13 protein-coding genes are annotated in these 20,553 nt (G+C 69.1%); 5 read left to right on the top strand and 8 right to left on the bottom strand.

The window, feature by feature from the left end:
• Window positions 1–108: 108 nt before the first annotated feature.
• From cmk to QWY76_RS09915, 6 genes are all read right to left on the bottom strand, one after another.
• On the bottom strand, window positions 109–798 hold the full coding sequence (cmk, locus tag QWY76_RS09940; protein ID WP_290311024.1) for a (d)CMP kinase: 690 nt from the start codon (window positions 796–798) through the stop codon (window positions 109–111).
• Complete coding sequence (locus QWY76_RS09935) at window positions 795–3,074, bottom strand: bifunctional prephenate dehydrogenase/3-phosphoshikimate 1-carboxyvinyltransferase (protein WP_290311023.1); 2,280 nt, start codon at window positions 3,072–3,074, stop codon at window positions 795–797. The genes cmk and QWY76_RS09935 overlap by 4 nt, the downstream gene beginning before the upstream one ends.
• Window position 3,075: 1 nt before the next feature.
• Window positions 3,076–4,167: a prephenate dehydratase gene (gene pheA, locus QWY76_RS09930; RefSeq protein WP_290311022.1), complete on the bottom strand. Its 1,092-nt coding sequence runs from the start codon at window positions 4,165–4,167 to the stop codon at window positions 3,076–3,078.
• Window positions 4,168–4,394: 227 nt separating this feature from the next.
• Entirely contained in the window at window positions 4,395–5,498 is a 1,104-nt protein-coding gene (gene serC, locus QWY76_RS09925) for a 3-phosphoserine/phosphohydroxythreonine transaminase (RefSeq protein WP_290311021.1), read from the bottom strand.
• Window positions 5,499–5,515: 17 nt separating this feature from the next.
• Entirely contained in the window at window positions 5,516–8,251 is a 2,736-nt protein-coding gene (gene gyrA, locus QWY76_RS09920) for a DNA gyrase subunit A (RefSeq protein ID WP_290311020.1), read from the bottom strand.
• Between the two features lie 109 nt (window positions 8,252–8,360).
• Window positions 8,361–8,783: an acyl-CoA thioesterase gene (locus QWY76_RS09915; RefSeq protein WP_353960400.1), complete on the bottom strand. Its 423-nt coding sequence runs from the start codon at window positions 8,781–8,783 to the stop codon at window positions 8,361–8,363.
• A 153-nt stretch (window positions 8,784–8,936) separates the two neighbouring features.
• Between QWY76_RS09915 and QWY76_RS09910 the strand changes: the two genes are divergently transcribed.
• The 5 genes from QWY76_RS09910 (at window position 8,937) to QWY76_RS09890 (ending at window position 14,950) form a co-directional block, all read left to right on the top strand.
• Entirely contained in the window at window positions 8,937–9,887 is a 951-nt protein-coding gene (locus QWY76_RS09910; RefSeq protein ID WP_290311019.1) for a recombination-associated protein RdgC, read from the top strand.
• Window positions 9,884–11,071, top strand: coding sequence for a 1-acyl-sn-glycerol-3-phosphate acyltransferase (locus QWY76_RS09905; RefSeq protein ID WP_435388973.1), 1,188 nt, complete (start codon window positions 9,884–9,886; stop codon window positions 11,069–11,071). Before QWY76_RS09910 ends, QWY76_RS09905 begins: the two co-directional genes overlap by 4 nt.
• Before the next feature lie 5 nt (window positions 11,072–11,076).
• Window positions 11,077–12,240, top strand: coding sequence for a cation diffusion facilitator family transporter (locus QWY76_RS09900; RefSeq protein WP_290311017.1), 1,164 nt, complete (start codon window positions 11,077–11,079; stop codon window positions 12,238–12,240).
• Between the two features lie 75 nt (window positions 12,241–12,315).
• The gene (locus QWY76_RS09895) at window positions 12,316–13,029 is read left to right on the top strand and encodes a transglutaminase-like cysteine peptidase (protein WP_290311016.1); all 714 of its coding nucleotides are present in this window, start codon (window positions 12,316–12,318) and stop codon (window positions 13,027–13,029) included.
• Window positions 13,030–13,033: 4 nt separating this feature from the next.
• Window positions 13,034–14,950 (top strand): EAL domain-containing protein, encoded by a 1,917-nt coding sequence (locus QWY76_RS09890; protein WP_290311015.1) that lies wholly within the window; start codon window positions 13,034–13,036, stop codon window positions 14,948–14,950.
• 63 nt (window positions 14,951–15,013) lie between these two features.
• Here QWY76_RS09890 and QWY76_RS09885 read toward each other — a convergent pair whose 3' ends face one another.
• Window positions 15,014–15,349, bottom strand: coding sequence for a tryptophan synthase subunit beta like protein (locus tag QWY76_RS09885; protein WP_290311014.1), 336 nt, complete (start codon window positions 15,347–15,349; stop codon window positions 15,014–15,016).
• A gap of 104 nt (window positions 15,350–15,453) precedes the next feature.
• On the bottom strand, window positions 15,454–20,463 hold the full coding sequence (locus QWY76_RS09880) for a retention module-containing protein (protein WP_290311013.1): 5,010 nt from the start codon (window positions 20,461–20,463) through the stop codon (window positions 15,454–15,456).
• Window positions 20,464–20,553 lie beyond the last annotated feature (90 nt).

Below are 20,553 nucleotides of genomic sequence, written 5' to 3'. Positions count from 1 at the left end.
TCAGACTACCTTCGGGGATGTTGGCGCTGGTTCGACCTGGCCGGGCTCACGGGAAACGGGGTGCCCGACCACGTCATCACATCTTGCCGAAGGCGCCGCAAGGGAGTTTCAGGAAACGGGGGCCAGGCCACGCTTGGCCAGCAGCTCCGTCAGCCGATCCACCACTTCCGGTATCGTCAGGCTCGTGGTGTCCAGCTCGACGGCGTCATCGGCCGCTACGAGCGGGGCCACGCTGCGCTGCATGTCGCGTGCATCGCGTGCCTGAATCTCCTTGAGAAGACTCGATAGACTAGCATCGACCCCGGCCTCCCGCAACTGCAGGTGCCGCCGCCGGGCGCGTTCCTCGGCACTGGCGGTGAGGAAGATCTTCAGGGGGGCATCGCGGAAGACCACGGTGCCCATGTCGCGGCCATCGGCCACCAGGCCCGGTGCCTGGCGGAAGTCACGCTGGCGCTTGAGCAGCGCCTCGCGCACCGCCGGCAGCGCGGCCACCCGGGACGCGGCATCGCCGACCTGTTCGGTGCGGATCGCCCGGGTGGCATCCGCCCCCTCGAGCAGGATCCGCGCCTCGCCGTCCTCGGCCAGGAACACCACGTCCAGGGCGGCGGCGACGCCCGCCAGCGCCGCTTCGTCGTCGAGGGCCACCTCGTGCCGGGCGGCGGCGAGCGCCGTCAGCCGGTACAGGGCCCCGCTGTCCAGCAGGTGCCAGCCCAGTCGCTCGGCGACCAGGCGGCTGATGGTGCCCTTGCCGGCCCCGCCGGGACCGTCGATGGTCAGCACCGGTGCGGCCTCGCTCATGACGCCTCCTGCTCTTCCTCAAGGGACAGCCCGACCCGGCGCGCCAGGGTGACGAAGCCGGGAAAGGAGGTCGCCACGTTGGCGCAGTCGTCGATGACGATCTCGCCGGAGGCGCGTAGCGCCGCCACGCTGAACGCCATGGCGATGCGATGGTCGCCCAGGCTATCGATGTGGCCGCCGGCGTAGTTCGCGGCGTCGCCGCCCTGCCCTTCAAGACGGCCGACGATATCGATGCCATCCTCATGGAGACGGTTCTCGACGCCCAGCACCGCGAGGCCGTCGGCCATGGCCTTGAGGCGGTCGGACTCCTTGACGCGCAGCTCGGCGGCCTCGCGCAGCCGGGTCGTGCCCTCGGCGTTGGCGGCGGCGACGAACAGCGCCGGAAACTCGTCGATGGCCAGCGGCACCTGGTCGACGGGAATATCGATGCCCTTGAGCGGCGCATGGCGGATATGCAGGTCGGCCACCGGCTCGCCGCCCACCTCGCGCTCGTTCTCGAGGCGCAGGTCGGCGCCCATCTGCTTAAGGATATTGATCACGCCGATGCGCGTGGGGTTGATGCCCACGTGCTCGAGCACCAGGTCGGCGCCGGGGGTGATGGCCGCGGCCACCAGGAAGAAGGTCGCCGAGGAGATGTCCGAGGGCACGTCGATGGGGGCGGCGGTGAGCTTGCCTCCCCCCCGCAGCCAGCAGGTGTCGCCCTCGCGCTCGACCTCGTAGCCGAAGCCGTTGAGCATGCGCTCGGTGTGATCGCGGGTCGGCGCCGGCTCGCGCACCCGGGTCTCGCCCTCGGCGTAGAGCCCGGCCAGCAGCAGGCAGGACTTCACCTGGGCGCTGGCCATCGGCATGTCGTAGGCGATGCCCTTGAGCGGCTGGCCGCCATGGATCTTCAGCGGCGGACGACCGCCCTCGGCGGTCTCGATCACCGCGCCCATCTCGCGCAGCGGATCGGCTACCCGGCCCATGGGACGCTTGGTCAGCGAGGCGTCACCGGTCAGTTCGGTATCGAAGGCCTGGCCGGCCAACAGCCCGGCGAACAGCCGCATGGCGGTGCCGGCGTTGCCCACGTAGAGCGGCCCGGCGGGGGCCTTGAGGCCATGCAGGCCGACGCCGTGGACGGTGACCCGCCCCTGGTGGGGCCCCTCGATGGCCACGCCCATCTCGCGGAAGGCCTGCAGGGTCGCCAGGCTGTCCTCGCCTTCGAGGAAGCCCGACACCTCGGTCACCCCGTCGGCCAGGGCACCGAGCATGATGGAGCGGTGGGAGATCGACTTGTCGCCGGGCACGCGAATGCGCCCGGCCACGGCGCCACCGGGGCTGACCCGGTAGCGCAGCTTGCCATGTGCTTGCATCTGGTATTCCGCCTGATAACTGGTCTGGTTGAGCAGGGTGTCGAAGTAGTGCCGAGCGTGGCTGGCGCGGTCGAAGGTCGCCAGCATGGCGTCGGTGTCGCCGCTCTCCACGGCCTGGCGCAGCCGGGCCACCCCGGCCTCGAAGTCGTCGAGGGCGTGGAGCACCGCCTCGCGATTGGCGACGAAGATGTCGCGCCACATCACCGGGTCGCTGCCGGCGATCCGCGTGAAATCGCGGAAGCCACCGGCGGCATAGCGAAAGATCTCGAGGCGCTCGTCCTGGCGGGCCAGGGTGTCCACCAGCGAGAAGGCCAGCAGGTGCGGCAGGTGACTGGTACGGGCCAGCACCTGGTCATGGCGCGCCACGTCCATCTCCAGCACCTCGGCGCCGGCGGCCCGCCACAGCGCCCGCACCCTGGCCAGGGCGTCGGGGTCGGTGGTGGGCTCGGGGGTCAGGATCACCTTGTGGCCGACATACAGCTCGGCATCGGCCGCCGCCACGCCACTCTTCTCGGAGCCGGCGATGGGGTGGCCCAGCACCAGGGTCGGCGGCAGGCGGCCGAAGGCCTGCTCGGCGGCCTGACGGATCGCCGACTTGGTGCTGCCCACATCGGTGATCACCAGGTCGGGGGCGGCACGCCCGAGGCCCGCGGCGAGCTCCTCCATCACGCCACGCATGGCCAGCACCGGCACCGCCAGCACCACCAGGCCGACGCCGTCGAGCATCGCCGTCAGGCGCGTGTCGCCGCGGTCGATCAGCCCCGCCTCGACGCCCCGTGCGATCTCCTCGGCGTCCGGGTCGCAGGCCAGGAGCTCGCCGTCGAAACCGGCCCGGCGCAGGGCCGCGGCCAGGGAACCACCGATCAGCCCGAGCCCGACGATCAGCAGCCGCGACTCGGCGGGTATCGTCTCTTGCCGGGTCATCCTAGAGCACGCCCTGGGGGTAGGAGCCCAGGACCTTGACCTCCGCGGCCCGCAGGCGCACCTCCTCGAACATGGCCGCGATGCGGGGCTCGTCGTGGTGCCCCTTGAAGTCGATGAAGAAGACGTAGTTCCACACGCCGCTGCGCGACGGCCGGGTCTCCAGGCGCGTCAGGTCGATCTGGTGACGGTGGAAGGGCTCGAGCAGGTCGTGCAGGGCGCCGGGCTGGTTGCGCATGGCCACCACGATGGAGGTCTTGTCCTCGCCCGACATGGGCACGTCCTGGTTGCCGATGATCAGGAAGCGGGTGGAGTTGTCCGGGCGATCCTCGATCTTCTCGGCGATGCGGGTCAGGCCGTAGAGCTTGGCGGCCATGTCGCCGGCGATGGCGGCACTGTGCCACTCGGTCTTGACCAGGCGGGCGGCCTCGGCGTTGGACGATACCGGTACCCGCTCGGCGTGCGGGTAGTGGGCATCCAGCCACTTGCGGCACTGGGCGAAGGACTGCGGGTGGGAATAGATCCGCGAGACCTTGTCGCGCCGGGTGGTATCGGCGACCAGCAGGTGGTGATGGATGCGCAGCACGACCTCGCCGCAGATGCGCAGGGAGGAGTCCATGAAGGAATCCAGGGTGTGGTTGATCACGCCCTCGGTGGAGTTCTCCACCGGCACCACGCCATAGTTCACGGCCCCCGCCTCCACCTCGCGGAACACCTCGTCGATGGCGGCCATGGGCAGGCTGACGGCGCTCTCGCCGAAATGCTTGAGAGCGGCCTGCTGGGTGAAGGTGCCTTCCGGCCCCAGGTAGGCGACCTTGATCGGCTGCTCCAGGGCCAGGCAGGCGGACATGATCTCGCGGAACAGCCGCGCCATCTCCTCGCTGTCCAGCGGCCCGTGGTTGAGCTCCATGATCCGGCGCAGGACCTGGGCCTCGCGCTCGGGGCGGTAGAAGACCGCCTGGGGGTCGTCCTGGGTCTTGATCTCGGCGACGCCTCGGGCACACTCCGCCCGCTCGCTGATCAACCTCAGGATGTCGCTGTCGAGCTGGTCGATGCGCTGTCTCAGCGCCTCGAGATTGTTGGGGGTATCACTCATCGGTGGTTCCCTTCTTATCGGGGCCGGGGCCCGGTGTCTTACATGTCAGCGGCCAAGCGGCGCAGGTCGGCGCAGCCGACACCTCCTCCACGCCGGCTGCATGTCGGATGCACTCGCAGGCTCGCCTCGCCGTCCTGCGACTCGCCACTTATCGCCCAGTGCCGCCGGGCCGGTGATGCTCATCGCTTGACGCCTACGGCATGCAGCTCCCGGCGAAGCCGGAGCGGTCATCCCCGCCGTTGTTCGAAATCGGCCATGAACTCGATCAAGGCGTCCACGGCGGCCTCCGGCACGGCGTTGTAGAGGCTCGCCCGCATGCCGCCGACGCTGCGATGCCCCTTGAGGTTGAGCAGGCCGGCGGCCGTGGCCTCCTCGAGGAAGGGCTTGTCCAGGCGCTCGTCGGCCAGCACGAAGGGGATGTTCATCCGCGAGCGATTGCGGCGGGCGATCGGGTTCGAGTAGAGCCCGCTGCCGTCGATGGCGGCGTAGAGCTTCTCGGCCTTGCGGCCGTTGATGGCATCCATGGCCGCCAGGCCGCCGATATCGTCCTTGAGCCACTGGAACACCAGGCCGGCCAGGTACCAGCTGTAGGTGGCCGGGGTATTGACCATGGACCCGGCCTCGGCCAGCGCCCGGTAGCCCAGCAGGCTGGGCATGTCGGCGCGGGCCCGGTCGAGCAGGTCCTCGCGGACGATCACCACGACCAGCCCCGCCGGGCCGATGTTCTTCTGGGCACCGGCGTAGATCACCCCGAACCGCGACACGTCGAGTGGCCCGGAGAGGATGCTGGAGGACAGGTCGCAGACCAGCGGTACCTCGCGCCCGTCGGGCCGCACCGCCTCAGGGATGTAGTCGAACTCCAGCCCGCCGATGGTCTCGTTGGCGGTGTAGTGCAGGTAGGCGGCATCCTCGCTCAGGGCGATGTCCGACTGGCGCGGCACCGCGGCATGACCGCCGGCCTCGCTGGTCGCCGCGACCGGCGCGTCGCCGAACAGGTGGCGCGCCTCGACCATGGCCTTCTTGCCCCAGATGCCGGTATGCAGGAAGTTGGGGCGCCCGCCGAGCCCCAGCAGGTTGTAGGGCACCGCGGCGAACTGCAGGGTCGCCCCGCCCTGGGTGAACAGCACCCGATAGTTGTCGGGAATGGCCAGCAGCTCGCGCAGGTCGCGCTCGGCCCGCTCGGCGATGGCCAGGTATTCCGGCGAGCGGTGACTCATCTCCATCACCGAGAGGCCGTGCCCCCGATAGTCCAGCAGCTCATCCCGGGCCCGGGCCAGCACCGCCTCCGGCAGCGCGGCGGGCCCGGCACAGAAGTTGTAATGGCGTGTCATCAGCGTCGTGTTTCCGTTCAGGCGTTATCGTCGTTGGGCGTCGCATCGGGGCCCGGGGCCTCGCCGCCCGGTGCGGAGGCGTCCGCCGACGGATCACCCATCGAGGCGCCGTCGACCCCGGCATCGTCGTCGTTCCCGGCATCGTCATCGGCCGGCTCGTCGATGCGCACCGTCTTGACCAGCGACTCGGCCTCGCCCAGGCGGATCAGCATCACGCCCTGGGTGTTGCGCGACGAGATGGAGACCTCGTCGACCCGGGTCCGCACCAGGGTGCCGCGGTCGGTGATCAGCATCATCTCGTCGCTGGCGTAGACCTGCATGGCCGCGACCAGGGAGCCGTTGCGGCTGCTGGTCTGCATGGCGATCACCCCCTGCCCGCCCCGGCCCCGCAGCGGGAACTCCTCGAGACGGCTGCGCTTGCCATAGCCGTTCTCGCTGGCGGTCAGGATGTAGATCTGACCCCCGTTGCCGTTCTCGACAGGGGCCTCCCCGGCGTCGTCACCGGCATCCTCGGCATCGATCTGCTGGCTCTGGGGAATGATCAGGCTGATCACCTCGGCGCCGCCCACCAGGCGCATGCCGCGCACGCCCCGGGCGGTACGCCCCATGGACCGCACGTCGCCTTCCTCGAAGCGGATCGCCTTGCCGTTGGACGACAGCAGCATGGCATGGTCCGAGCCGCTGGTGATGGCGGCCCCCACCAGGCGGTCGCCCTCCTCCAGGTCGATGGCGATCAGGCCCACGCTGCGCGGCCGGGAGAACTGATCGAGGCTGGTGCGCTTGACCGTGCCCTTGGCGGTGGCGAAGAAGATGTAGCTGTCCGGGTCGTAGTCGTGGACCGGCAGGATGGCGTTGATCGCTTCCCCCTCGTCCAGCGGCAGCAGGTTGACCAGCGGCTTGCCTCGGGAGCCACGGCTCGCCGCCGGCATCTCGTAGACCTTGAGCCAGTAGACCTTGCCGCGGTTGGAGAACAGCAGCACGGTGTCGTGGGTGGAGGCCACCAGCAGGTGCTCGATGACGTCCTCGTCCTTCATCGCCGTCGCCGACTTGCCGCGCCCGCCGCGGCGCTGGGCCTGGTAGTCGGAGAGCGGCTGGGTCTTGGCGTAGCCGGAGCGGGACACGGTGACCACCATGTCCTCCTCGGCGATCAGGTCCTCGATGGACAGGTCGAGATGGCTGGCCTGGATCTCGGTGCGCCGCGGCTCGCCGAACTGGTCACGCACGGCGGTGAGTTCCTCGCGGATCACCTCCAGCAGGCGGTCGGCGCTGGCCAGGATCTCGGTGAGCTCGGCGATCTTCTGGAGGATGCCCAGGTACTCGTCGAGCAGCTTCTCGGTCTCCAGCCCGGTCAGGCGATGCAGGCGCAGCTCGAGGATCGCCTGGGCCTGGGCCGGCGACAGCCGGTACTGGGTGGAGGCCTGATCGAGGCCATAGCCCTCCTCCAGGTCCTCGGGCTTGCAGGAGGTGGCGCCGGCCCGCTCGAGCATGCCGGTGACCTGCCCCGGCGGCCAGCTCCTCGCCAGCAGCTTCTCCTTGGCCTCGGCGGCGGACGGCGAGGCCTTGATCAGCTCGATCACCTCGTCGATGTTGGAGATGGCGACGGTCAGGCCCTCGAGGATATGGCCGCGCTCCCGGGCCTTCTTCAACTCGAACAGGGTGCGCCGGGTGACCACCTCGCGACGGTGGCGGATGAAGGCCTCGAGGATCTCCTTGAGGTTGAGGGTGCGCGGCTCGCCGCCGTCCAGCGCCACCATGTTGATGCCGAAGACATTCTGCAGCTGGGTCTGGGCGAAGAGGTTGTTGACCACCACCTCGCCGGACTCGCCCCGCTTGACCTCGATGACGACCCTCAGGCCGTCCTTGTCGGACTCGTCGCGCAGCTCGGCGATGCCCTCGATCTTCTTGTCCTTGACCAGCTCGGCGATCTTCTCGATCAGCCGCGCCTTGTTCACCTGATAGGGCAGCTCGGTGACGATGATATGGTCGCGGCCGGTCTTGTCGTCATGCTCGATGGTGTGGCGAGCGCGCACGTAGATGCGCCCGCGGCCGGTGCGATAGGCCTCGAGGATGCCGGCACGACCGTTGATGATCCCCCCGGTGGGGAAGTCCGGCCCGGGGATGTGCTCCATCAGGTCGTCGACGCTGAGCGTATAGTCGTCGATCAGCGCCAGGCAGCCGTTGATCACCTCCACCATGTTGTGGGGCGGGATGTTGGTGGCCATGCCCACGGCGATTCCCGAGGAGCCGTTGATCAGCAGGTTCGGCACCTTGGTCGGCAGCACGTCGGGGATCCGCTCGGTGCCGTCGTAGTTGTCGACCCAGTCGACGGTGTCCTTCTCGAGGTCGGCGAGCAGCTCATGGGCGAGCCGGGCCATGCGCACCTCGGTGTAACGCATGGCGGCGGCGTTGTCGCCATCGATGGAACCGAAGTTGCCCTGGCCATCGACCAGCACGTGGCGCATGGAGAAGTCCTGGGCCATGCGCACGATGGTGTCATAGACGGCGCTGTCGCCGTGGGGATGGTACTTACCGATGACATCGCCGACGACGCGGGCGGACTTCTTGTAGGCCTTGTTCCAGTCGTTGCCGAGCTCGTGCATGGCGAACAGCACCCGCCGGTGCACCGGTTTCAAGCCATCGCGCACGTCGGGCAGCGCACGGCCGATGATCACGCTCATCGCGTAATCGAGGTACGACTGCTTGAGCTCGTCCTCGATATTGACTGGCAGAATCTCTCTGGCGATGTCACCCATGGGTCGTCGAATCCTTTGCACTGCAACAGGTTGGCGCGTCACGTGGCCGTGACATGGCGCGCAATAACAGCCTCACATCATATCACCCCGGGCGGGGCAAAGCAGCGGGCTATTGCGCAACGACCAGGGGGGAGAGGGCATCGCGAAGCTCTCCCTCGATCGCCACCGCCTTGTTGGCGCGCACATCCAGCAGCACGAAGGTCACATCGGCGCTGGCCACGAGCTTGCCGTCCCGGGCCCGCCGGATATCCTGATGCATGCGGGCACTGCGGGTCCCGAGCTCGGCCAGGCCCGTCACCACCTCGAGGTCCTCGCCGGCCCCCGCCGCACGGCGATAATCGATGTTGAGGTTGACCGCCACGAAGGCCACCCCGCGGCGCTGCACCACGCCGGCCAGCGCCGGTCGCTCGTCGAAGAAGGCCCAGCGTCCCTCCTCGAGGAACTCCAGGTAGCGGGCATTGTTGACGTGGCCATAGCCGTCGAGGTGATAGCCGCGCACGCGCAGCGAGACCGTGGTCTGGCGAGACTCCATGGGTCCAGGCTCCTGTTCGGGGTGAGCCTGCGATTCTAGGCGGGCGACCGCCTGGCATTCAAACGACAGTTTTATCCCGCGGATCGGTTCATCGCTGGCACCCCCGGCTCCCATTCGCCATAATATGCCTCCTTTTCACCCGGGAAATGCTTCATGTGGTTCAAGCACTTGCATCTCTACCGCCTGCACGGCGCTCCCGACCTGGCGACCGCCACCCTCGAAGAGGCGCTCGGCGAGCAGGCCTTCCGCCCGCTGGGCGGCAGTGAGCCGCGCCGCATCGGCTGGTGCCCGCCGGCCGGCCGCGCCGGCACCCAGCTGCTGCATGAACTGCAGGGCCAGCGCCTGATGACGGCCCTGCGTCAGGAGCGGATCCTGCCGGCCGCCGTGGTGCGCGAGGAAGTGGAAGAGCGCGTCGAGGCCCTCGAGACCGCCGAGGGACGCAAGCTTCGGCGCCAGGAGAAACTCGCCCTCAAGGAGCAGGTCTACGAGGAACTCCTCCCCCGCGCCTTCGTGCGCAGCCAGAAGGTCGAGCTGTGGTGGGACAGCCGCCGGGCCCTGATCGCCGTCAACAGCAGCAGTCGCAAGCGGGCCGAGGAGATCCTCGACCTGCTGCGCGAGACCCTGGGCAGCCTCAAGGTGACGCCGCTGGCCAGCCAGACCCTGCCGATGCGCGCCATGACCACCTGGCTCGGCGACCCCGGCTCGCGCCCCGCCGACCTGGTGCTCGGCGACCAGGTGGAACTCAAGGCCAAGGGCGACGACGGGGTGCTGCGCGCGCGCCAGGTGGACCTGGACAGCGACGAGATCCAGCAGTTGCTGGAGAGCGGCCGCCAGGCCAGCAAGCTGGCGCTGAGCCTCGAGGGTCGCCTGGCCTTCGTGCTGCATGACGACCTGGCCGTGAAGTCGCTGCGCTTCGATGACGCCCTCATCGACGAGGCCAACCAGGCCGATGACGGCGGGGATGCCCTGCTGCGCCTGGAGACCGATTTCCTGCTGATGACCCGGGCACTGGCCGAGAGCATCGAGCGCCTGCTGGTCTGGTTGGGCGGTGAAGCCAATGCCGCCGGCGACGCCCACCCCGTCCTGACCGCCGACCCCGCATGACCGAGCACGCCGCCGCGCCCATGAACACGACGCCAGACATGCACAACAACGATCCCTGGGCCGAGATTCGCCCCTACCAGGACGACGAGGTCGCCGAGGTCCTGCAACGGCTCGCCTACGACCCCGAGTTGCTGGATGCCCTGACCCGCTTTCGCCTGCCGCGCCTGGCGCGCATCATGCCGCGCCTGTCGCGAGCGCTGGCCAGTTTCGCCATTCGCCGCGAGGTGCGCGGGGTGACCAGCGTGCGCGCCTTCCAGGGCCGCATCGCCAGCTACATGGAGCGGATGATCCGCACCTCCACCACCGACTTCCGGGCCGACGGCCTGGAGCGACTGGACCAGCAGACCGCCTACCTGTTCATCGGCAACCACCGTGACATCTCGCTCGACCCCGCCTTCGTCAACTATGCCCTGTACCTGGCCGGCCGCGACACGGTGCGCATCGCCATCGGCGACAACCTGCTGAAGAAGCCCTATGTCACCGACCTGATGCGGCTCAACAAGAGCTTCATCGTGCCGCGCAGCGCCCGGGGCAAGCGGGCCATGCTGGCCGCCTACCAGAAGCTCTCCGCCTATATCCGCCACTCCATCATCGAGGACAACCACTCGATCTGGATGGCCCAGCGGGAGGGACGCGCCAAGGACGGCATCGACCGCACGGACCCGGCGATCATCAAGATGCTGACCATGGCGCGACGCGGGCAGGACCGCCAGGCCGGCATCGGCGAGGCGATCGCCGAACTGCGCGTGGTGCCGGTGTCGATCAGCTACGAGTTCGACCCCTGCGATGTCCAGAAGGCCCGCGAACTGTACTCGGTCCACGAGCGCGGCAACTACGAGAAGAGCGAGTTCGAGGACATCCGTTCGATCGTCGCCGGCATCACCGGCCACAAGGGGCGGGTCCACCTGCGCTTCGGCACGCCGCTGTCCGCCGACTTCGACACCCCCGAGGCCGTGGCCGAGGAGATCGACCGCCAGGTGCTCGAGGGTTACCACCTCTTCCCCAGTCACTACCTGGCCCTGGAGGCCCTGGGCGACGCGCCGGAGCTGGTCGACCTCGGCGAGGTGACCGACGCCGATCGCGCCCGCTTCCAGGCCCGCCTCGCCGAGGTGCCCGAGGAACTGCGCAGCTGGTGGCTCGCCCAGTATGCCAACCCGGTACGCAGCCGGGCCGCCCGGGGCTAAGGACGATGCCGGCCACCGAGAGCCGCCACCGCCAGACCCGCGAGGCCCACAAGGTCACGCTCATCGGCGCGGTCGTGGACTTCGTGGTCGGCATGGCCAAGCTCATCGCCGGCCTGCTGGTGGGCTCGGCGGCCCTGGTGGCCGACGGCATCCACTCCTTCTCCGACATCGTCACCGACGTCTTCGTGATCGCGGCGACCCACTTCGGCCGCCAGGCACCGGACAGCGATCACCCCTATGGCCATGGCCGCATCGAGACCCTGGCCACCCTCTGGCTGGGCAGCGTGCTGATCTTCGTCGCCGGCGGCATCGCCTGGGCCAGCCTGAGCCGGCTGCTGGACGGTGAACCGGTCCCCGCCCCCGGCGGCTGGGCCATCGCCATCGCCCTGGCCGCCCTGCTCGCCAAGGAATGGATCTACCACTACACGCTGCGTGTCGCGCGCCGCATCGGTTCCCGCCTGCTCGAGGCCAATGCCTGGCATTCCCGTTCCGACGCCCTCTCCACCCTGGTGGTGCTGGTCGGCCTGGTGGCGGCCCAGGCCGGCATCGGCTGGATGGATGCCGTGGCGGCCATCGTGGTGGGCATCATGGTCGGCCAGGTGGGCGGCAAGCTGCTCTGGGATTCCAGCCAGGAGCTGATCGACACGGCGCTGCCGCTGGCCGACCGGACGGCGCTGCAGACCACCGCCGAGTCGACCCCCGGGGTACGGGGCGTCCATGACCTGCGGACCCGCAAGCTCGGCAGCGACGTGCTCCTCGACCTGCACATCGTGGTGCCGCCCCGAGTCACGGTCTCGGAGGCCCACGAGATCGGCAACGAGGTCACCCGGCGCCTTCGCGAGGCGTTTCCGAGCCTCTCCGACGTGACCTTCCACATCGATCCCGAGGATGATGCCGGGGAGACCGCCCACAGCCTGCGACCCGGCCTGCCGCTGCGCGACGATGTGCAACGGCGGCTGGATGCCGCCTGGCACGACCTGGCCGTCTGGCAGCACCGGGTCGACCTGGACCTGCACTACCTGGATGACCGCATCGACGTCTCGCTCTACGTCGACAGCCTGCCGGCGGACACCACCCTCGACCAGGCAGCGGACATGCTGCGTCTCCGCGTCGACCGCCTCTCCTGGGTGGGTCGACTGCGCCTGTGGCAGGGTCCCGGACGCGGTTGAACCGGGATCACACGCTCGCATTAGCGCTTTCTGCACCCTAAGATTGAGTAAAAGCTCATTAATCGGCGAGACCGCATGGCCGACCGCTCGACCCACGCTCCAGCATCGCCCGGGCGCCGCCGCTTGCTGGCGATGATGGGCGGCCTGGCGGTGGGCGTCCTGAGCCTGCGGCCCGACCGGGTCGAGGCACGCCTCGATGCGACGCAGCTGCGTCGCAGCATGGCAGACGCCTACGGCCAGCCGGGGCTCGACGTGCTCGACGAGTGGTTCGCCCTGCTCGATCGTCTGGCCGGCGCCGGCCTCGACCGCCAGCTGCGCGAGGTCAACCGCTTCTTCAACCGCCGCGTGCGCTGGCTGGACGACAGCCTCATCTGGCGCCAGGACGACTACTGGGCCACGCCCCTGGAAACCCTGGGCCGTGGCGCGGGGGACTGCGAGGACTATTCCATCGCCAAGTACATCACCCTGCAGCAGCTCGGCATCCCTACCGATCGGCTGCGAATGATCTATGTTCGGGCCAGGATCGGACGCAGCCAGATCACCCAGGCGCATATGGTGCTGGGCTATTACGCGACGCCGGACGCCGAACCGCTGATCCTGGACAACCTGGTGCCCTCCATCACGCCCGCCAGGGATCGCACCGACCTGGATCCCCTGTTCAGCTTCAACAGCAGCGGCCTGTGGGCCGGTGGTGCGAGCCATTCCAGGGCCGACCCCATCGCCAGGCTCTCGCGCTGGCGGCGCGTGCTCGACCGTATGCGACGACAGGGTTTCATCCAGGGGGGATAACGAGATGTCGCTCATCAAGCAACTGTGGCTGATCATCGTGGGACTGCTGTTGCTGGCCTTCGGCGGCAGCCTGTTCATCGGCGTGACCTCGAGCCGCGCCTATATCGAGCAGGAAGTCCGCATCAAGAATGCCGACAACGCCAACGCCCTGGCGTTGACCATGAGCCAGATGCCCAAGGATGCCGTCACCCTGGCGCTGCTGGTCTCGGCCCAGTTCGATACGGGCTACTATCGTCGCATCGAGCTGCGCGACATCGACGGCGAAGTCATCGAGCAGCGCCGGGCCGATGCGGCCATCGAGGACGTGCCAGGCTGGTTCACCGAGCTGATCGATTTCGAGGTGCCCGCCGGGACGGCCGTGGTACAGGATGAGTGGCAACAGTTCGCCACCCTGAGCGTGGAGAGCCAGCACAGCTACGCCTATCGTTCGCTGTGGCAGAGCACCCTGGAGCTGGCGGGCTGGTTCCTGCTCGCCGGCGGCCTCAGCCTGCTGCTCGGCTGGTGGCTGGTGCGCTCGATCCGCCAGCCGCTGCACCGGGTCGTGGAACAGGCCCGCGATATCAGCATGCGCCGCTTCACGACCTCGAAGCTGCCCCGGACCCACGAGCTGCGCGATCTGGTCGTGGCCATGAACCAGCTCGCCGCCACCGTCGGCGAGATGCTCGGCAGCGAGAGCCAGAAGCTCGATGTCATGCGCCGCCGCCTCCAGCACGACGCGGTGACGGGGGCGCTGAACCGCGAGGCCTTCCTCAGCCAGCTGCAGAGCCACCTGGAGAGCCACGACTTTCGCGCCAGTGGCAGCCTGGTGCTGGTGCGCGTCAGCCGGCTGACGCAGATCAACGAGCAGTTGGGCCATGCCGGTACCGATGCCCTGCTCAAGGCCTTGACCGAGACCCTGGAGCAACTGGCCAGGGTGCATGGCTGTGGCCTGGCAGGACGCCTCAATGGCAGCGACTTCGCCCTGCTGCTGCCCGGCCTGGATGACGCGGAATACGTCCATCAGGAACTGGTCAAGCGCCTCAAGGCCGTGGTCCGGGACGAGGACGCCATGATCGGCCTGCCCGCCGCGATCGGCCCGTACCGCCAGGGCGACCGGCGCAGCACCCTGCTGGCCGGCCTGGACGGCGCCCTGTCCAGTGCCGAGGCCCGCGGCCAGCACAGCATCACCATCATCGAGGACGGCAAGCAGACAAGCCTGTTCCCCAACCATGCCCAGTGGCGCAGCGCCCTGCAGCAGGCCATGCAGGAAGGCGTCTTCCTGGCGCACTTCCCGGTGCTCGACAGCGACGGCAAGCTGCTCCACTACGAGTGCCCCTCGCGACTGCGGCTCGGCCAGCAGTGGCAGGCCGGCGGGGTCTTCATGCCCTGGGTGGCACGCCTGGGCCTCGAGACGGAGCTGGACCTGGCGGTGGTGGAAGCGGCCCTGCAGGACATCGATCAGCGCGGCCAGGCGGTGGGCATCAACCTGTCGGCCGCCTCGATTCGCGATGCGCGCTTCGTCCTCGAGCTGCGCTCACGGCTGCACGCCCGGCCCAGCGCCGCCGGCAAGCTCTGGCTGGAGCTGCCGGAGACCCTGGCCATCCAGGACCTGGCGAGCTTCCGGACCCTCTGCCGGGAGCTGCGCCCATTGAAGTGCAAGCTGGGCCTCGAGCACGTCGGCGCCGAGTTCACCCATATCGCCGACCTCCAGGACCTGGGGCTGAGTTACCTGAAGATCGACCACAGCCTGGTCGGCGGGGTGGCGGACAGCCACGAGCAGCAGACCATCCTGCGTGGCATGGCCACCCTCTGCCATTCGCTGGGCATCCTGGCCATCGCCGAGGGCGTCGCCAGCCGCGACGAGGCCATGACGCTGTTCGAGCTGGGGCTCGACGGTGTCACCGGCCCCGGCATCCGCCAGAACGACAAGTCGTCGCTGTGAGCCGGCAGGCCCGCCGCCGGCCTGAGGGGCCGGCGATCCCGGCACCTCGGCCGCGGCAAGCGATCAGATGACGTCGTCGTCCGCCCCGGGAGACACCAGCTGCAGCCCATTCAAGCGGCGGCGCAGTGACTGACGCGCCATCACCTTCTGCTGGGCGGCCTCGGGCAGTTCGGTGAACTGGATCACCCCCTTGTCCATCAGCAGGTCGATCACGTCTTCCAGCACGCGCACGAAGGCCAGGTCCGAGGCCTGGAAGCGGGCCGATTCCCTGCCGACCTCCCCTTCCATGAGAAACGCCAGCAGTTCGGGCGAATCCGCCGAGAGGGACTCGCTACACTCCGGCGTGGGCTCGCGACTGACGAGCCGTATCCGCCCCTGGTCGTCGCGTTCGATGTACATGGGCCGCTCCCCGGCTTGGGCTGGTGTGGGCATGATAGGCAGCCTCGCTCCTGACGCACAAGAAGGCGCCCGACTTGGCCGGGCGCGGCAGAGGCGGCGCTGGCTCACTCGATATCGAGCTGGCCACTGTCGATCAGGGACTGCAGGAAAGCCGAGGAATCGGCGCCCTCCATGCTGACCCCATTCAAGGCGATGACCTGATCCGACGCCGCCGAACTGAAGCCGTCACCGAAGGCACCATTGGTACTGACGTGCAGCAGGGTGTTGCCCTGCCCATCGTCGACGGCATGCAGGTAGCTCGCGAAGTCCGACTCGGCATCGCTTCCCTGCAGCAGGTCTCCGAGCTGGAGCACATCGCCCTCGGCGACCTCGTTCAGGTTGAAGTCGGTCACGAGGTCGGTGGCGGGCGCTCCCGCCCCCCCCTGATCGCCCCCGTCGCCGAACTGCCAGGCGAAGGTATCGGCGCCCAGGCCACCGGCCAGGACATCGTCGCCCTGCCCGCCGATCAGGGTATCCTCGCCCTCGAGACCGAACAGGCTGTCGTCCCCGTCGGTGCCCGACAGCGTGTTGCCCTGGCCATCTCCCACGATGCTCTCCGAATCGGGGTAGATGGTGATGGCGACCTGGCCATCGAGGCTGTCGCCGTCCGCATCCGAGCCGATGACCGGCAGTTCGAAGGTCACCGGCGAGAAGTTCGGCTCTTCCCCGTAGCCGAAGCCGCCCAGTTTGAAGCTGGTGGTATCACCACCGGTCAGTTCGACGCCCTCGATCTCGACGGCATTGAAGGCCTCGGGTTCCAGGCCGCCATCGACGCTGACGATCTCGAAGCTCCAGCCATCCTGAAGGCCTTCGACCAGCACGGAACCGTCGGCGTTGGCGGTCACATGCCCGGTCTGCTCGATGCCGGTCGCGTCGTAAATCCTGACCTCCTCGGCGGTCAGGGTCAGCTGGCCGTCGCCGCCGGTGCCGGAGACCAGCGACTGGGTCTGGCCCGTGGCGGCGTCGTCCGCCCCCATGGCATAGATCCGCAGATAGAAGCTGGCTTCCTTGGCACCGGACACGACGATGTCCTGTGTAAAGGCCAGGGTCTGTTGATAGCCATCGAAGCTGTACGACGCGGCATGCTGGGTATCGTCGACCGAGAGGTTGCTGACCAGGTCATAACGCACGATCTCGCCGCCGGAAATCTCCGCCCCCTTGCCAACCCCCAGGGTCGCGCTGGTGCTGTTGACGGTGCCCTGGTCGGTATCGGTGAGGGGCAGGATGTCCGAGGAGACGAGCACATCATCCATGCCATCCGGGTCCGGCGCCTGGCTGGTGCCGATATTCAGCCCCTTGAAGGCGACGTTGCCGCCACCGATACCGCTCAGGTCGGTCACCGAGGTGATCTTGCCGTCCGTCACGATGGAGCCGGAGAAGACCGTATAGGTGACGTTGCCCTCGGCATCGATCGTGGCCTCGAAGCCGATCTCGCCACTCTCGGTGACGGCCTGGATGCTGTGGTGCGACGCGTCCGTGTACTCGAGGAACAGCGGCGCGTTGTCGAGGTAGAGCTGATCGCCCTCCGCACTAAGCAGGGGCTGCTGGCCATCCACCAGCGCCAGGTTGAAGACGACATCGCCGAGCCCATCCGTGCCCGGCAGGAAGTGCAGCGGCTGGGTCACCGTCTGCTGGGTCGCCTCCGTCTCACTGACCGCCAGCAGCACGTGGGCGGCCTGGGGAAGCAGGGCGCTGGGGCCGTCGTCCTCGACGGTGAACACGCCGGCGCTCAGGTCCACGGCCGCCGAGGCGCTGTCGCCATCGGCATCGGTCACCGTCTGGGTCAGCAGCAGGGTCCCGCTCGTCGCCTGGAGGGTCTCGGCGTCGTCGTGGGCCGCGCCGCCCGCGCCGTGCCAGAGGTTGGCGCTCTGGCTGAAGGTGACCATGCCGCTGTCGTCCACGCCGATGCGGAAGTACTCGGTGCCGTCGAGTCGGCCGACGATGTCATCCCCGTCCATGGCCAGCTGGATCTCGCCGCCGGCCGCCCCGTCGTCACCGAGCGCATAGAGCCCGGAGCCCAGGTCGGTGCCGCTCAGCGACAAGCCGTAGGACACGCCGCCGGCACCGTCGGGACCATGGTCGATGGTCGTGGCGAAGGCGCCGCTGAAGTCGCCGCTGATACTGGCGAGGCCGTCCGCCGACTGCGGCGATTCGTCCAGGGTCAGCGTCGGGGCGGTATAGTCCGCGGTCGGCACTACCGCGGGGCCGGCATCATCGAACAGGAGGTTGCCGCCCAGGTCCAGCGTCTGGCTGTCGCTGGCCGAGTCCCCCTCGCTGTCGGTGATGGTCACCGTGCCCACCAGGGTCACCAGCCCGGTGCCGAGCCCCTGCTGGTCACCGGCGTAATCGCCGCTATCGGCGGTGGCGTGGTCGAGCGCCGCCAGCTGGGTCAGGGTCACGTTGCCGTCACCGTCCACCGCCAGGCTGAACACGGTGTTGGCCTCGGTAACCGCCCCGGCGCTGGCCGCCGTGGAGCCCATGACCTCGCCGCCGACCAGATAGAGATGGACCGTCTGGCCACCGCTGGTCAGCCCCGCGTCGCTGCCGTCGGGCGCCGCCAGGTCGAGGGCATAACTCCAGCTGGTCGCACCGGCGCCGTCGGCGCCATGGGCGCTGTCGGCCACCGTGAAGGCCGCGGCGAAGCTGGCCGTGGCGGTGTCGGTGAGCTCGGCATCCTGGGTGTTGAGGGTCACGCCGTCGCCATCGGATACGCCGGCCGTGATGCTCGGGCCGTCGTCGTTGACGTCGATGACCAGGGTCGCCTCCGGCGAGACGTCGCCGTCGTCGTCGGTGACGCGCACCGCGAACGGCTCCTGCAGCTGGTCGGCGCCGCCCGTCAGGTCGGTGCCGTCATGATCCAGGGTGTTGGCGTCCAGCGTATAGTGCCAGCTGCCGTCGGTGTTCACCGTCAGCGTGCCGTAGGCGCCCTGCACGGTGGTGGCGTCGGCGGTGATGGCGATCCAGGTGCCGCCGGCGTCCTGCACCTCGATCAGCGCCAGCGGGTCGTCGCCGGTGTCGATCTGCAGGCTGCCGCCGGTGGTGCTGTTGCCACCGCCGCTGCCCTCGGGCAGCGCGGACTCCCAGACCACGTCGCCGTCCCCGTCGAGGTCGGCGGTGGCCACCGTCGGCGTCGAATCCTCAGCGATGCTCAGGGTGACCGTGGCCGTGGCGGTGTCGCCCTCGCGGTCCATCAGGGTATAGGTGAAGCTGTCCGCGCCCTCGGCGCCGGCATCGGCGGTGTAGGTGAAGGTGCCGTCGCCGTTGTAGACCACGCTGCCCAGGCTCGGCCCGCTGGCCACGGCGATGCCGGTCGCCAGGTCCACGCCGTCGGCCCCGGCGCCGTCGTTGGCGAAGACGTCGATCTCGACGCTGCCCTCCTCGGCCACCTCGCCGGCGACGCCGTCGTCCGCCGCCGCCGGGCCGTCGTCGTTGACGTCGATGACCAGGGTCGCCTCCGGCGAGACGTCGCCGTCGTCGTCGGTGACGCGCACCGCGAACGGCTCCTGCAGCTGGTCGGCGCCGCCCGTCAGGTCGGTGCCGTCATGATCCAGGGTGTTGGCGTCCAGCGTATAGTGCCAGCTGCCGTCGGTGTTCACCGTCAGGGTGCCGTAGGCGCCCTGCACGGTGGTGGCGTCGGCGGTGATGGCAATCCAGGTGCCGCCGGCGTCCTGCACCTCGATCAGCGCCAGCGGGTCGTCGCCGGTGTCGATCTGCAGGCTGCCGCCGGTGGTGCTGGTGCCACCGCCGCTGCCCTCGGGCAGCGCGGACTCCCAGACCACGTCGCCGTCCCCGTCGAGGTCGGCGGTGGCCACCGTCGGCGTCGAATCCTCGGCGATGCTCAGGGTGACCGTGGCCGTGGCGGTGTCACCCTCGCGGTCGATCAGGGTATAGGTGAAGCTGTCCGCGCCCTCGGCGCCGGCATCGGCGGTGTAGGTGAAGGTGCCGTCGCCGTTGTAGACCACGCTGCCCAGGCTCGGCCCGCTGGCCACGGCGATGCCGGTCGCCAGGTCCACGCCGTCGGCCCCGGCGCCGTCGTTGGCGAAGACGTCGATCTCGACGCTGCCCTCCTCGGCCACCTCGCCGGCGACGCCGTCGTCTGCCGCCGCCGGGCCGTCGTCGTTGACGTCGATGACCAGCGTCGCCTCCGGCGAGACGTCGCCGTCGTCGTCGGTGACGCGCACCGCGAACGGCTCCTGCAGCTGGTCGGCGCCGCCCGTCAGGTCGGTGCCGTCATGGTCCAGGGTGTTGGCGTCCAGCGTATAGTGCCAGCTGCCGTCGGTGTTCACCGTCAGGGTGCCGTAGGCGCCCTGCACGGTGGTGGCGTCGGCGGTGATGGCGATCCAGGTGCCGCCGGCGTCCTGCACCTCGATCAGCGCCAGCGGGTCGTCGCCGGTGTCGATCTGCAGGCTGCCGCCGGTGGTGGTGGTGCCACCGCCGCTGCCCTCGGGCAGCGCGGACTCCCAGACCACGTCGCCGTCCCCGTCGAGGTCGGCGGTGGCCACCGTCGGCACATCATCGCCGTCTTGCGTCTCCGGCGCGTCGCCCTCGGGGTCCTCGGCACCCACCACCGGCTCATCATCGCCGTCTTCCGCCGCCACGGCGCCGCCCTCGAGCCGGACCTCGTCGGGCCCCTCCGGGGCCTTGGCGGCGAAGTCGAAGGCCAACGGGTCGACGCTCTCGCTGATCCGTGCCAGGCGCACGAAACTGTGCCCCCCATCGCCGCCACCGCCGGCATCGGCCCCGGCCGCGGTCGCGTCCAGATCCCCGAGCAGGTCCCCCCGGCCCTCTTCGATGGCCGTCAGCAGGGCCGCGAGGTCCGCATCCTGGGCACTGGCCTCGGCCGCCTCGACCGGCGCATCGGTGGCGAGCTCCGGCGTCATGACGACCTCCCGGCCCTCCCCGATCGTCGTCGGCCCGAGGTTGTCGCCGAGATCGAGCACCACCCGGCCCGTGTCCGAGGTGACGAGGGTCTCGCCTTCCTGCAGGCGGTCGCCGACGCTGAGTTCACGCAGCTGGCCGTCGGTATCACGCGCCCAGGCCTGACCGGAGATGGATAGAACGGTTGCGATGGTCATGTCATGCTCTCCTGATGATCACCAGTCGAGGCGCGAGGCGGCACCACTCGCCCTCATACCTTCAAGTTAGGTGACGAAGGCAGGCATCGG

Source organism: Halomonas maura, assembly GCF_030409305.1.
GTDB classification, from domain to species: domain Bacteria; phylum Pseudomonadota; class Gammaproteobacteria; order Pseudomonadales; family Halomonadaceae; genus Halomonas; species Halomonas maura.
This window is presented reverse-complemented; position numbering and strand designations above follow the sequence as displayed.

Bases quoted from the DNA above. Each gene is read 5' to 3' on its own strand.
- pheA (WP_290311022.1), bottom strand. From the start codon at position 4,167: ATGAGTGATACCCCCAACAATCTCGAGGCGCTGAGACAGCGCATCGAC.
- QWY76_RS09915 (WP_353960400.1), bottom strand. From the start codon at position 8,783: ATGGAGTCTCGCCAGACCACGGTCTCGCTGCGCGTGCGCGGCTATCAC.
- QWY76_RS09880 (WP_290311013.1), bottom strand. From the start codon at position 20,463: ATGACCATCGCAACCGTTCTATCCATCTCCGGTCAGGCCTGGGCGCGT.
- QWY76_RS09890 (WP_290311015.1), top strand. From the start codon at position 13,034: ATGTCGCTCATCAAGCAACTGTGGCTGATCATCGTGGGACTGCTGTTG.
- QWY76_RS09935 (WP_290311023.1), bottom strand. From the start codon at position 3,074: ATGACCCGGCAAGAGACGATACCCGCCGAGTCGCGGCTGCTGATCGTC.
- QWY76_RS09905 (WP_435388973.1), top strand. From the start codon at position 9,884: ATGACCGAGCACGCCGCCGCGCCCATGAACACGACGCCAGACATGCAC.
- QWY76_RS09895 (WP_290311016.1), top strand. From the start codon at position 12,316: ATGGCCGACCGCTCGACCCACGCTCCAGCATCGCCCGGGCGCCGCCGC.
- QWY76_RS09885 (WP_290311014.1), bottom strand. From the start codon at position 15,349: ATGTACATCGAACGCGACGACCAGGGGCGGATACGGCTCGTCAGTCGC.
- QWY76_RS09900 (WP_290311017.1), top strand. From the start codon at position 11,077: ATGCCGGCCACCGAGAGCCGCCACCGCCAGACCCGCGAGGCCCACAAG.
- QWY76_RS09910 (WP_290311019.1), top strand. From the start codon at position 8,937: ATGTGGTTCAAGCACTTGCATCTCTACCGCCTGCACGGCGCTCCCGAC.
- cmk (WP_290311024.1), bottom strand. From the start codon at position 798: ATGAGCGAGGCCGCACCGGTGCTGACCATCGACGGTCCCGGCGGGGCC.
- serC (WP_290311021.1), bottom strand. From the start codon at position 5,498: ATGACACGCCATTACAACTTCTGTGCCGGGCCCGCCGCGCTGCCGGAG.
- gyrA (WP_290311020.1), bottom strand. From the start codon at position 8,251: ATGGGTGACATCGCCAGAGAGATTCTGCCAGTCAATATCGAGGACGAG.